Annotated in this window: 10 protein-coding genes; 6 read left to right on the top strand and 4 right to left on the bottom strand. The window is 51.9% G+C overall.

Translation table 11 applies throughout. The features are described 5' to 3' along the window. The first annotated feature begins 241 nt into the window (after positions 1-241). From HCG48_RS16105 to HCG48_RS16090, 4 genes are all read left to right on the top strand, one after another. Positions 242-1,114, top strand: a complete 873-nt coding sequence (locus HCG48_RS16105) for a calcium-binding protein (protein WP_168570062.1) — start codon at positions 242-244, stop codon at positions 1,112-1,114. Further along, positions 1,115-1,774 carry a bifunctional phosphoribosyl-AMP cyclohydrolase/phosphoribosyl-ATP diphosphatase HisIE gene (gene hisIE, locus HCG48_RS16100; protein ID WP_168570061.1) on the top strand — a complete coding sequence of 220 codons (660 nt, stop codon included), beginning with the start codon at positions 1,115-1,117 and terminating at the stop codon, positions 1,772-1,774. A gap of 631 nt (positions 1,775-2,405) precedes the next feature. Further along, positions 2,406-3,084 (top strand): IS1 family transposase gene (locus HCG48_RS16095; protein ID WP_168568599.1). Its coding sequence is split into 2 segments (ribosomal slippage): positions 2,406-2,726 and positions 2,728-3,084, totalling 678 coding nucleotides; the frame shifts between segments, so codons are not numbered across the junction. Then, the gene (locus tag HCG48_RS16090; RefSeq protein ID WP_168570060.1) at positions 2,994-5,030 is read left to right on the top strand and encodes an adenylate/guanylate cyclase domain-containing protein; all 2,037 of its coding nucleotides are present in this window, start codon (positions 2,994-2,996) and stop codon (positions 5,028-5,030) included. Before HCG48_RS16095 ends, HCG48_RS16090 begins: the two co-directional genes overlap by 91 nt. Before the next feature lie 277 nt (positions 5,031-5,307). Here HCG48_RS16090 and HCG48_RS16085 read toward each other — a convergent pair whose 3' ends face one another. Beyond that, entirely contained in the window at positions 5,308-6,189 is an 882-nt protein-coding gene (locus HCG48_RS16085; RefSeq protein ID WP_168570059.1) for an EI24 domain-containing protein, read from the bottom strand. A gap of 250 nt (positions 6,190-6,439) precedes the next feature. Continuing rightward, positions 6,440-7,093, bottom strand: a complete 654-nt coding sequence (locus HCG48_RS16080; RefSeq protein ID WP_168570058.1) for a hypothetical protein — start codon at positions 7,091-7,093, stop codon at positions 6,440-6,442. 901 nt (positions 7,094-7,994) lie between these two features. On the opposite strand from HCG48_RS16080, the gene HCG48_RS16075 reads away from it, so the two are divergent. Beyond that, positions 7,995-10,466 carry an ATP-dependent Clp protease ATP-binding subunit gene (locus HCG48_RS16075; protein ID WP_168570057.1) on the top strand — a complete coding sequence of 824 codons (2,472 nt, stop codon included), beginning with the start codon at positions 7,995-7,997 and terminating at the stop codon, positions 10,464-10,466. Between the two features lie 165 nt (positions 10,467-10,631). Here the strand turns inward: HCG48_RS16075 and HCG48_RS16070 are convergent, their stop codons facing one another. Both HCG48_RS16070 and pgeF read right to left on the bottom strand, forming a co-directional pair. Beyond that, the gene (locus HCG48_RS16070; protein ID WP_168571922.1) at positions 10,632-11,243 is read right to left on the bottom strand and encodes a CPP1-like family protein; all 612 of its coding nucleotides are present in this window, start codon (positions 11,241-11,243) and stop codon (positions 10,632-10,634) included. Between the two features lie 476 nt (positions 11,244-11,719). After that, positions 11,720-12,523: a peptidoglycan editing factor PgeF gene (gene pgeF, locus HCG48_RS16065; protein ID WP_168571921.1), complete on the bottom strand. Its 804-nt coding sequence runs from the start codon at positions 12,521-12,523 to the stop codon at positions 11,720-11,722. A gap of 171 nt (positions 12,524-12,694) precedes the next feature. Between pgeF and HCG48_RS16060 the strand changes: the two genes are divergently transcribed. Continuing rightward, positions 12,695-13,552 carry a biotin--[acetyl-CoA-carboxylase] ligase gene (locus HCG48_RS16060; protein ID WP_168570056.1) on the top strand — a complete coding sequence of 286 codons (858 nt, stop codon included), beginning with the start codon at positions 12,695-12,697 and terminating at the stop codon, positions 13,550-13,552. Positions 13,553-13,557 lie beyond the last annotated feature (5 nt).

The following is a 13,557-nucleotide window of genomic DNA, read 5'->3' as shown; positions in this document are numbered from 1 at the left end:
GATCGCGGTTATAATTGGAGGCTGGCTCGGTGTAATTCGAGAAGAAATTTAACTTGAAAGAAAATTCATTTCAAGGGACAGACCAGTCCGACGGTTCGGATGTTAATTGTACAGGGTATTGAGAAAATTTTTATCGTCAATCTTAATTAAGGTTAAATTTCGAGGCGATCGCCTTGAGGGATTTTGCAAAACATTCGTCGAGTTCGATCGCGGATTTTAAATTTTCAAGATTTTATCAAAGATGCGTATTTTAGTCACGATCCCCCATGTTTTCGATCCCAATGGTGGGGGGAATTATGGATCGCTCAGTCCGGATCCCCAACCGAGAATTAAAGCGCTGACTCAATGTTTGCGATCGCTGCACAGTTTGTTCAACCACAAAGCACAATTTTGTTTTGAATATCGCGATCGCCTTTATACTTTACCTGCCAATCAAGGGCGATCGGTTCTCATTCAAGTCATTATCTGTACCACGCAAGGCTTGCATTTACTCGATCGCCTCCCGATCCCCTCCTGGTCTTACCAACATCACGAGGTCAATTGCCACCCGATGTTAGTAGGATTTGAATGTCATGCACTGTTGCGAGAACATCTCGGGCAGTACGATTATTATTGCTATTTAGAAGACGATCTAATTTTGTCCGATCCGGAGTGGTTCGTAAAGCTGGGGTGGTTCAATCACTATATCGGCGATCGCGCCGTGTTGCATCCCAATCGCTTTGAAATTGTCAACCATCCAGAAATTAAGAAAATTTACATCGATCCCGAACTCGAATTTAAAACGGGTAAAAGAGATAACTTTGCTCATTACTTCTCCGATAATTTAACCATTGCCGGAAATGTAATGGGACAACAAATTATCATCAATCGTGCCGAAAATCCTCATTCGGGATGTTTTTTTCTCAATCACAGACAAATGGCGGATTGGGCGAGCCGGGACTACTTTCTCGATGGCGACTCCCGCTTCTTCGGTCCGCTCGAAAGTGCGGCGACCTTGGGAATCGCGCGGACTTTCAGAGTGTACAAGCCCGCCGCGTCCAATGCCAACTTTTTAGAAATCCAACATTTCGGACAGGCGTGGAGCGAGAAAATTAAAGCGGTAAAATTTACCTAGATGTTCGCATTTCCAACTCAACCCCTAACTACCGTGCAACAATCGATTCCCCTCGATCGCATTCGTTATAACGACCAAGGACTCGTCCCGGCGATCGCCCAAGACTACCTCGACGGTACCGTTTTGATGATGGCGTGGATGAACCGAGATTCCTTACAAAAAACCCTCGAAACTGGAGAATGCTGGTACTGGAGTCGATCCCGCCAAGAACTCTGGCATAAAGGCGCCACCTCCGGTCACTTGCAAAAAGTGCGATCGCTGCGCTACGACTGCGATAGCGACTGCTTGCTCGTCGGGATCGAGCAGATCGGCGATATTGCCTGTCACACCGGAGAACGAAGCTGTTTCCACCAAATTGACGGCCAGATCCAGCCCCCTCCCGCCGATACCCTCTCCCAAGTCTTTGAAATTATCTGCGATCGCCGCGATCGTCCTACGGAAGGCTCCTACACCGCCCAACTCCTCGCCGCCGGAGATAACAAAATCCTCAAAAAACTCGGCGAAGAAACCGCCGAAGTTGTGATGGCGTTTAAAGACGACGACCCCGAACAGATCGCCGGAGAAGTCGCCGACTGGATCTACCATGCAATGGTTGCCCTCGCCCATCACCAAGTCGATTTGCGCGACGTTTACCGCAAATTGCAACAACGCCGCCGCTAATCTTTCCTACACGGGCGATCGCCTCGTCCCCCAGAGGCGATCGCCCCTCGACCCACACCCCGCCTGCCAGCCACAAACCGCCCCAGTGCGCTCCGATCGCTTCTCAACCCCTACCCCTGCCGCAATCCTCCGACTGTAGCCACCGCCGACAAGCGCCCGAATCCGCCATTCCTGGAGCGCGCGATTCTCCTTTGGAGACGATGAGCGCGAACGCCGTTCCCCGATCTAAATCGAACCCACGAGTATCGATAGCGTCTCAGGAACCCTGGAACATCACGGGTTGAGTGAATAGTTGATGAAAGACCTCCGAATACCGAGTAGCGTCAGAAATCATAGAACAATCCCCGATCGCGAGCCAAATTTTTAGGCACCCAGGGGGCTGTGATAGATAATTAATAAAGAACTGCATCTGTTCTCGAACGTCGAGTCATTTGACCGGGGTGGCATTAACAGAATCTCCCAATCCACGGGTTTTAGTGCTGTACAAAAGCCAAGGGCCCACTGGGAAGCCGATTGTTAAGAGGCAATTATGCCAGAAAAATACCATTTACCCTGGATTCGTTACCTCCCTGCTGCCATCATTTTTATGGCGTTGCATAATAGAGAATGATGAAGCGTTGAGGGAAGCATCATGAACTGTCCTTATTGTGCTAGTGACCACATAGTGAAGAATGGTCATCGCAATGGCAAACAAAGCTACCTGTGCCGAGATTGTCGTCGCCAGTTCCGAGACAATCCGCACCAAGGCTACACTCCAGAGGTCAAAGCCCTGTGTGTAAGCATGTCACTCAATGGCATGGGTTTTAGAGCAATCGAGCGAGTGAGTGGCATCAACCATAATAGTGTGATCAACTGGGTGCGCCAAGCGGCGGCAGCGATTCCCGAGGAGAATTACGAGATCCCTGAAACGGCTCAACTGGATGAACTGGAAACCTTTGTGGGTCAAAAAAAACAAGATTTGGTTGTGGACGGTCGTCAACACCAAACAGCCTGGCATCCTCAAGTTCGTGGTGGGAGACCACGCCCTAGAGACTTTTAAACCCTTATGGGAGATGGTGATGGGCTGGGCTTGTTTTCTGTACATCACTGATGGCTATCCAGTATATCCTTGTGTGATTGAAGAGGCCGATCATCTAGTCAGTAAAACAGCGATGACACGGGTTGAAGGGGAGAACTGCCGACTACGCCATTACTTAGCTCGATTGCATCGTAAAACGTTGTGTTATTCCAAATCGGTCGAAATGTTAACCACCTCAGTCCGGTTACTCATCTACTATCTCAAGCACCATCAGATTCCAGCATTCACTTAAATCATTCTCTATTATGCAACGCCATTTTTATCGTAGGCGTTGGCTTCTCAGTCGGGGCTTTTATCTTCGTCTGGCATTGGGAACAGAGACGCCGAGACTACGAATTCAACCGTGCATCGGATATCATTGCCGGACGGCTCCAACAACATGCCGACGAAGATTTAGAAGTCATCCGTACCCTCGGAGATTTCTTTGATGCGTCCGGGGTTCCGCCAGAGCAAGCTTTTGGTCAATTCGTCCACCGTTCGATGAAAGAACATCCCACAATTCGACTCTTAGCTTGGGCTCCTCGGGTCGGCGACGAAGAACGAGAACTATTCGAGTACGACAACCAATTCACCCGCGATCGCAACTTTGAAATTCACCAAAAAAACCTAGCCGGGGACTACATACGCGCCCAACCCAGCTCCGAGTACTATCCCCTGCACTATATCGTTCCGGAAGCAGGAAACGAAGGGGCGCTCGGATTTAATCTGACCTCCCATCCACTGTATCAAGTCGCTTTAAATCATGCGGCCCACACCGGGGAAATGGTAGTGACGGGAAAATTGGAGTGGAATCCCGACGGCGAGACCCAACAGGGGGTCTTGGCGATCGTTCCCGTGTACGCACCCGTAGAGGAAGAACCGGGATTAGCCCTCGGCGACGATCGCCACGATCGCCTCCAAGGTTATATCCTCGGACTGTTCACCCTCAATGATATTTTTGAAGTCTCCGGAGCCGATCGCGGCGTCAGCCTCATCAACCTCTACCTGTGCGACGAAACCGTGCAGACCGCCGCCGGAACCGCAGCTACCCAACCTGCTAAAACCTTATTAGCCAGTTACGAAACCCTTCCCCAACTCCCCGAATCCACCGCCACCACGATCGCTTGTCCCATCGACACCGTATCGAAATCGGAAGCATCGGTCTCCACTGCTTCCGGTATTTCCCTCACCCAGGGAGTGACCCGGCGCCAAATTGAAATTGCGAATCGCCATTGGTCCGTGTACGCCATTCCCACGGAAGAATTTCAAGCGAAACGTCGTCATTGGCGTTCTTGGGCGACGTTAATTGTCGGCTTACTCTGGACTCATATCCCGGTGACCTATTTGTTGACTTCCTTGAGTCGCACGGCGCAAATCGAACGACTCGCTCGCGAACGTGCCCTCAAAGCCGAACAATTACGGCAGGCGTTTCGACAGTTGGAAGCGGAACAGGCGAAATCCGAGCGTTTGTTGCTCAACGTTTTACCCAAGGCGATCGCCGATCGCCTCAAGCAAAATGAAAATACGATCGCCGATAGTTTTCCGGAAGTCACCGTCTTATTTGCCGATATCGTCGGCTTTACCCGCTTGGCGTCCCGGGTCTCTCCTCCGGAATTAGTCAAAATCCTCAATCGCATTTTCAGTGCCTTCGACCGCCTCGCCTCGGAATACGGGTTGGAAAAAATTAAAACGATTGGCGATGCGTATATGGTCGTCGGCGGGCTACCCGTTCCCCGTACCGACCACGCCGAAGCGATCGCCCGAATGGCGATCGCCATGCTCGAAGAAATCGAACAGTTTGACAGCCAAGACCGCGAATCGTTTTCCATGCGGATCGGTATTCATACCGGGCCCGTCGTCGCCGGAGTGATCGGCACCAATAAATTTATTTACGACCTCTGGGGCGATACGGTCAATACTGCCAGCCGCATGGAGTCTCACGGCGTTCCCGGACGGATTCAGGTCTCGCCGACCACTTACGAACGCTTGCGCCACGCCTACGATTTCGAGGAGCGCGGTCCGATCCGGATTAAGGGAAAAGGGGACATGATGGTTTATTTACTCTCAACTCGCAAAAATCGCCCGATCCCGCGCTCGTCTGCCTGGCAACTGAGCAGTTCTGAAGCTTCGACGTTCAATTCTGAAGATGCGGACGATTCCCCCGACGCGATCGCCTCTTTTCGACCCGATCCCATTTGAATTCGCTCGGATAAAAGTATAATAGAATTGGGCTTTGGAGTCGCGTAATTTCTCACCTTTGGGGGCGATCGTCCCCATTTCGAGGGCGTCGAGGGGGAACTCGATCGTCCGTGATTTATATATTTATTCTACGCAATTTTATGTAATTGCTATCGATGACTGAATTTCTGGACGATGCGTAGATCTTGTAGAGACGAAAAACGTTTCGCCCCTACGCATTTTTATTGAAAGTATTCATAAAGTATTTATATTTAAATTGTTATATTTACGATTCGATCTACTCCCTCACCTCTTCCCCAAATTTCGGCCAAACGCGATCGCAAAAAAACAGCGTTCCCGCCGCCACGCAAACCGGAACCGCAAGTAAATTGAGCATCGGAATGCTAATCATCACCAAACAGACCAACGCAAACGACCCACTCGCCGGAAGGTGACCGAAGACAATGCCTAATTTTCGGCGAAAACGCAGGCGGCGCCGTTCTAAAGGGGCGTCGAGGAAGTCCAAGCAAACGATCGTCGCCGCGATCGCAATTCCTCCCACACTGGCGGCGATCGTTCCAATTAAAGGAACTCCATTGAATAAGAGCAATATTAAGGCGAATCCTGCCGCAAAAACCAGTTTTTTGATTTCAAACATCAATGCCCGCCAAATATCGCGGGCGATCGTCTTGAGGGTCATCGGTTCGGCGATCGGGAGTTTGCCATTGCGTAACAGTTCCAACTGTTCGGAGAGTTGCCCGTACCACGGCGCCCCCAGAATAGCTCCAAATTGAACCAGCAACAAGCCGATCGCCACGAGTAACAATCCCACTAAAACCAGCCGCAATCCCCAGCCTAGAAGATTGTCGATCGCGTTGAGAAAGCCCAACCATGCGGGTAGACGGGCGACGAACGCCTCTAAATACGTTCCGACCCGGGCGATCGTCGCGTCAATCCCATTTAATCCCGGTAGCAATAATCCCACGTACAAGGCAATCCCGACCACGACATTGACCGCGATCGGGATCGAGACGTACGGTCGTAATTTGGGATTGTGGATGAAGGTGGCGATCGCCCGAACCGGATAAGTCGCCCCTGCAATCAATCCAAAACCGCCGAGAACGTTGGATAAAACAGAGTTCCGGGAAGACGGGCGATCGGGAGTTGGCTGTTGTGGCATCGTCGGACAATTTTGGGAACGAGTTTCTCTATTTTAAATTTTCATCTGCATTTTTCCCCTTTCCCCCGTCCCCAGGTCCCCTGCGATCGCCCTCCAACAAGCCAAAAAAAAACGCCCACGAGGTGGGCGTTGCCATCAGGGTGCATCTACTCACCCCAGTATAACCCCAGGAAGGGTGAAACCCCACACCCCTCTTAACAAATCTTTACAAAGAGAGCGTTTCCCACGAAAACGCACCCCGATGCGGGGCCTAAAACGGTCCGGCAGCGATCGCCGAATTGGCCATTTTTACGAGGTTTTCGGGTTTTCCCGCCTTAATGCCCACCGTATAGCGTCCCCCGCTTTGCTCCCAAGACAGGGTGGCATCGGAACAGTTCGCCGCACAGACCGCATCGACAAAATAACCGGAGATCCCGTTATCGAGGGGAACGGTTTTGCCTTCTAAAGGGGGGAGGTCTGGAGTGAGCTGCTCTCCGGTAACTTCTCCGAGACGGCACGCCGTTCCCCCAGTACAATCGGGGGTGAAGGCCAACATCACCCGATATTGAGATGGATTGGCAGTTTCTAGAATGGCGTAAACCTCACTGGCGCCGTCGCCACCGAAGAGATAATCGGGTAAAAGGACCGGAATCCCTGCCTGTTGTTTGAGTTCCGGTAAAATTGGTTCAAAAACGGGGTTGGGAATGGGAGACCGTTGAGCCGTCGTGGCGGGATTGGCGGGATTATTCGCCCGGCGATCGGCGCTATTGTAAGTTGAGGCGGGAACGGACGGCGAGGGTGGAGTAGTCTCTAGTGTTGGAGTCTCTGGTGTTGGAGTGGCGGTTGGCTGGGAGGGCGTCGTCCCGGCGGTACAGGCGGATAAGAGTAACGTCAGGGTACAGGCGATCGATTTGAGTTTTTGCATAGGATTTGAGTTTTTGCATAGTCTTAGAAATGGGCGATCGCTCTTGTTTAAAAGGCAAAAGAAACTTTAAAAGGCTGGAGATTGGGGTTTGACTTTAGAAAAGATGAGGGTTTAGAATAACGAATCTTATTTTAAAAACGCCTACAAAAATCATCGTTTTGTCAACGTGAAAATGGCGATCGCCAAAAAACCAAAGACGATCTTTCTAGATTTATCTCCTCAGAAGGAATCCCGCGAGTCGATCGCCACCATAGTTTTTTGAGTTAAAATTTGGCAAATCTCTAGAAATCGAGCGACGGCGATCGCCACCCAGTCAAAATCGACCCCAGATTTACCCGCGATCGGAATCGCTGTCTGTAACCCAACATACCGATTTTAGTGGTTTTGGCTAAAAAATCTCAATCTTCGCCAACAATCGAGCCATTCTCCCATTGTCTCAAAAGCGATAGCTTTCCCAAAAGTCCAAGGGCGACGATCCCACCCCGTTCGCAACCTTCAAGAGCCCCAACCTAAAAACGCAACTGGTGGCACGAAAACCGAGAGTTTTGCTATGCTAAAGGGCAAAGTACCAGAAGGGAACAGGTTATAAGCCCCGTGCCTAATAACAGAGGCTTCTAGGAGCCATAACAGATAACCCGTTTGACCCGAGTTCTGAGTTCTGCACTCCAGAGCGAAGAACTAGCCGAAGCTCTAGAGTCGGGACTTGAAACTTAAACTTCAGGGGGTGACTCAAAAGCAAAAGTGGGGACGAGAGAAACAGAGGATCGCAAAATTAACATCGAATCGAATCTCATACTTTCTCAAAAACCCCAAGGGATGATTTTAGCGGAGGCGGTGCTTCCTCACAATACCCAGAAGGGGAGTTTGTACGCGCCAAATGTGTCGGTATTGGGAATAAACCATGTTTGAACGCTTCACAGAAAAAGCCATTAAAGTGATCATGCTGGCCCAGGAGGAAGCCCGTCGCCTGGGACATAATTTTGTCGGAACGGAGCAGATCCTCTTGGGTCTTATCGGAGAAGGAACGGGCGTTGCCGCCAAAGTTCTCAAGTCGATGGGGGTCAACCTCAAAGATGCCCGAATTGAGGTCGAAAAGATCATCGGTCGGGGTTCGGGGTTTGTCGCGGTAGAAATTCCCTTCACACCCCGGGCCAAGCGCGTTCTGGAGCTATCTTTAGAAGAAGCGCGTCAACTCGGTCACAATTACATCGGCACGGAACACCTGCTGCTGGGATTGATTCGGGAAGGTGAAGGCGTTGCGGCGCGGGTTTTAGAAAACTTGGGCGTCGATCTGTCTAAAGTCCGCACCCAAGTGATTCGGATGTTGGGAGAAACGGCGGAAGTGACCGCCGGATCGAGCAATGCCCGGACGAAAACCCCGACCCTCGACGAATTTGGGGCAAACTTGACCCAGATGGCCGCCGAAGGCAAATTAGACCCGGTCGTCGGGCGTCAGAAAGAAATCGAGCGGGTGATTCAGATTCTCGGACGGCGTACTAAGAATAATCCGGTGTTGATCGGGGAACCGGGGGTCGGTAAAACGGCGATCGCCGAAGGGCTGGCCCAACGGATTGCCAACAACGACGTGCCGGATATTTTAGAAGATAAGCGGGTCGTCACCTTAGATATCGGCTTACTCGTCGCCGGAACGAAATATCGCGGGGAATTTGAAGAGCGCCTCAAGAAAATCATGGACGAAATCCGCTCGGCGCGGAACGTGATTTTAGTGATTGACGAGGTGCATACCCTGATCGGCGCCGGGGCCGCAGAAGGGGCGATCGACGCGGCGAACATTCTCAAACCTGCCCTCGCACGCGGGGAACTGCAGTGCATCGGCGCGACCACCTTGGACGAATATCGCAAGCATATCGAGCGCGATGCGGCCTTAGAACGGCGCTTCCAGCCCGTGATGGTCGGCGAACCGAGCGTGGAAGAAACGATCGAGATCCTGTTCGGACTGCGCGATCGCTACGAACAACACCATAAATTAAAAATTGCCGACGAAGCGTTAGAAGCGGCGGCGAAACTGTCCGATCGCTACATCAGCGATCGCTACTTACCGGACAAGGCGATCGACTTGATCGACGAAGCCGGATCCCGAGTGCGCCTGATCAACTCGCAATTACCGCCTGCGGCGAAAGAACTCGATAAAGAGTTGCGCCAGGTGTTGAAAGAGAAAGACGACGCCGTGCGATCGCAAGACTTCGATCGCGCCGGGGAACTGCGCGATCGCGAAATGGAAATCAAATCCCAAATTCGGGCGATCGCCAGCAGCAAAAAAACCGACGGCAGCGCCGATCTCTCCCCGATGGTCACCGAAGAAGACATCGCCCAGATCGTCGCCAGTTGGACCGGAGTCCCCGTCAACAAACTCACCGAATCCGAATCCGAAAAGCTGCTGCACATGGAAGACACCTTGCACCAGCGCCTGATCGGACAGGAAGAAGCCGTCAAAGCCGTTTCCCGCGCCATCCGTCGCGCCCGAGTCGGCTTGAAAAACCCCAACCGTCCGATCGCCAGCTTCATCTTCTCCGGCCCGACCGGGGTCGGGAAAACCGAGCTGACCAAAGCCCTCGCCTCCTACTTCTTCGGTTCTGAAGAAGCGATGATTCGCCTGGATATGTCCGAATACATGGAACGCCACACGGTGTCCAAATTGATCGGGTCTCCTCCGGGTTACGTCGGTTATAACGAAGGCGGTCAACTCACCGAAGCCGTCCGGCGCCGTCCCTACACCGTCGTGTTGTTCGACGAAATCGAGAAAGCGCACCCCGACGTGTTCAACATGTTGCTGCAAATTCTCGAAGACGGACGCCTCACCGACGCCAAAGGTCGCACGGTGGACTTCAAGAACACCTTATTGATTATGACCTCGAACATCGGGTCGAAAGTGATCGAGAAAGGTGGCGGCGGTTTGGGCTTCGAGTTTGCCGAAGACCAAGCGGACGCGCAATACAACCGCATTCGCAACCTGGTCAACGAAGAACTCAAGCAATATTTCCGTCCGGAATTTCTCAATCGTCTCGACGAGATCATCGTCTTCCGCCAGTTGAACAAAGAGGAAGTCAAAGAGATCGCCGAAATTATGTTGCGCGAGGTCTTCTCGCGACTGACCGAGAAAGGGATTACTTTGGAAGTTACCGAAGGGTTCAAAAATCGGTTGGTCGAAGAAGGGTACAATCCCAGCTACGGCGCGCGTCCGTTACGTCGTGCGATCATGCGGCTGTTAGAAGATAGCCTCGCCGAGGAAATTCTTTCCGGTCGGATTCAAGAAGGCGAAACCGCTTTAGTCGATGTAGACGAAGAAGGGAAAGTCCAAGTCGGACCGAAAGAAGAAAATCGCGAATTGATGCCCCAAACGGCGGAGTCGTAATCCGGGCGATCGCCCCCTTGGCGAAAGCTGCAAAGATTAAACGATCGAAAGGGTAGAGATTGGAAGATCTCTACCCTTTTTAATGGAGTTGCTATGAGTGGCGCACTATTTTAAGGCATTTGAAAGGGAAGAAATCGCCCTAACGGCGATTGAGATAATGCAAAATCAACGTAAAAAGCTAGTTGCCAACCACATCGCAAAGAACGTAAATCCGGCGGCGATCGCATCCGGGGAGAGCAGCACCCCCATCGAACCATGCAATAAATTACCCAACGGAGTTCCCAGAACTAAACCCAACGTCAGCGAAATGACCGCAATGGTGACCGCACGACCGAACTTATTTTCCTTGCGATTGAGAAAATAAAGACTAAATCCGACACCAACAGCTAACGCCAGAGGTGCCGAACTGGGTTGAAATAACGTCAGCGCACTCAAGCCGAGAAAAATCCCACCCGGCCAGAGGATATCGGGCTGCGAAGGCGTATCGAGGAGATTTTGCAACCAAGCCGGAGCTTCTTGGGTCGGTGGCGTCGGGATTTTCGTCGGGATAGTCGTCGTTTTTTCTGGAAACCGAATCCCTTCAGGAACCTTGATTTTCCCTTCTTGACGCTGTTTGAGTCGGAGCATCAGAATTTCGTCATAAGCCGCTTCGATGCTTTCAACCCGTTTGGGATCGCCACTGTGTTCTTCCATCAGGCGATCGCGAGCGTCTTGTATTTCCTCAAACGAGGCATCTTCTTTTAAACCAAGCTGTTCGTAGCAACTGTACTCGCTCATCGGATTTTTATTCACCTCTTATTCAAACTAACTTAGCCAGGTCGAACTTTACAAGTCCTCTCTATGGCTCAACCCTCAGCCTCGCTTGACAAATAGTAACAATAGCGACGGGGGTTGTTATTGAGGATCGGCGATCGCCCAACTTGGCGGTTCGGATCGGCTTACTGAAATCCGATTTTGTACAAAAGATGTCTAGTGGTCTCGAACCGGATTGCCGATCGCGATCTAGAGCACTCTTCCCTTCAAGCCTAGCAACCCATTGAAGCAGATCGGCGTTGCTCCTCGAATAGATGATTTGAGATCGAGCGTCGAACGAGAGCAGCATCTGACGCTCCTTGCTTCCAGCTAAAATTTGATGGCTTCGCGATCTTCCTTACCACTTAAGATAGAGAAATTCACGGCGATCTGCTTAGGAGCGGCGCGATCGCCACGGTAAGGAAGAGATTAAAGCTTGTCGATCGCGCCAGTCGGTCTCCTTAATCTTTCCCCTGGCTGACAATCGCCGACCATTGAACCTTTTTCTGTCCGTCGCGGCGATAAGAAAAAAACTTTTCCGGTTCTTGGTAAGTACAGTGGGGGGCGATCGCCACATGGGCCGCCGGGACGCCGAGTTGTTCCACCTGCAAGGCGATCGCTCGGCGCACGTCCAGACGTACCCGTTCCGGTTGGGGATCTTCTAAAATCGGCGGTTGCGGTAATTGGTAAATCGCATCTAGAGAAAAATTTTCCGGAATTGTATTGACAATCGTCGCGCAAACTTGAGCGGCGACCTCCTCCGAAACTTGGTAGACTTCTCCCGCGATCGCCGGACCGATCGCCAACCGTAAATGGTGCAACTCACTCCCTTGACGTTGGAACTTAACAATCGCCTCCGGCACGATTTCGGCGGCAGTCCCGCGCCATCCCGCATGGACTGCCGCCACCTGGCCCGTGCGCTCGTCCGCAATCAGAACCGGAGCGCAATCCGCCGTACAAACCCATACCGACTGTCCCGCTTCCGTCGTCAACAAACCGTCCCCTTCCGGTCGAGATTTGCCAACCGGGGAAGTTTCCACCGCCATTTCCGGCGCATCCGGCATCAGTCGATCCGTACTGAGAACCGTATTGCCGTGAACTTGTTTGAGCCGATAGACCGGAGCCGCCGGATTGAGAATGCCGACTAACTCACGGGGCAATCGCGGCCAACACGGTTGGGTAAAAAAACCGTGAGGCCATTGTTCTAAAAGAGAGCAAGTCAAATAAGGCAGATCGTTCCAACTGCGCCAATGCCAGTTATCCATATTGAGTTTAAAAAATAAATTGATTGACAATTGACGAAATCTCGTCAGAGCAGCACCCCTATTCAATCATGCCGCTCGGTCAGGCGATCGGCCTCGACGCGATCGGGCCATCTGTTAGCACGCTGTTTTATGGTAACTTAAGCCACGATCTCTCAACGGTAACTGACACCAGTGGGATTGGACAAACAAGCATTAGAACGGGCGATCGCCTCTTGGTCTCCAGAGGATCTTTTTGGCTCAACTCTCTGCGGCTATGGGTTGGAATCCGGTTTTTCTCTTCATATTTTCCCCGACTTGGTCTCTACCAATCAAAGCTTGTGGAACTTAATCGAAGCGGGAGCGACAGAAGGAACCGTAGTGCTTGCCCGCCGACAAAGTGGAGGACGCGGCCAGTGGGGACGCCAGTGGCGATCGCCCGAAGGGGGACTTTATTTATCCCTCGCCTTAAAACCCGACCTCCCCATTTCTCAAGCACAGATCCTGACCTTGTGCAGTGCATGGGGAATTGCAACCGTCTTGCGCGATCGCAACATTCCCGTTGCCATTAAATGGCCCAACGATCTCGTCCTCGACCGACGGAAATTAGGTGGTATCCTGACAGAAACTCGTCTGGACGGCGATCGAATTCACACCGCCGTTGTCGGCGTAGGGATCAATTGGACTAACCCCGTCCCAGACCACGGCATCAACCTGCATTCTTTCCTCTCTAAAAAGGCATTACCCGGGGTTGCATCTCTAGAACAGTTAGCAGCTCTAACGCTACAGGGGATGACCTACGGATACCGTTATTTTCGTCGCTACGGCATAGAGCATCTGCTGCCGTCTTATCTCAAGCTGCTAACCCACCTCGGTCGGCAGGCCATCGTAGAAGGTCGTCCCGGCATCATTACCGGAGTCAGTCCCACAGGTCAATTGCAAGTGACCTTATCGTCAACAGCCTCCCCCTCCGAAGATCGATCGCGCGATCGAAACCCTTCTGAAATCCTGCTGCAGCCCGGTACAATCAACCTGGGGTACGAAAATCTCTAGGCAGA

This window comes from Oxynema aestuarii AP17 (assembly GCF_012295525.1).
GTDB classification, from domain to species: Bacteria; Cyanobacteriota; Cyanobacteriia; order Cyanobacteriales; family Laspinemataceae; genus Oxynema; species Oxynema aestuarii.
Note: the sequence above shows the minus strand (reverse complement) of the source record. Positions and strands in the feature narration are given on the sequence as shown.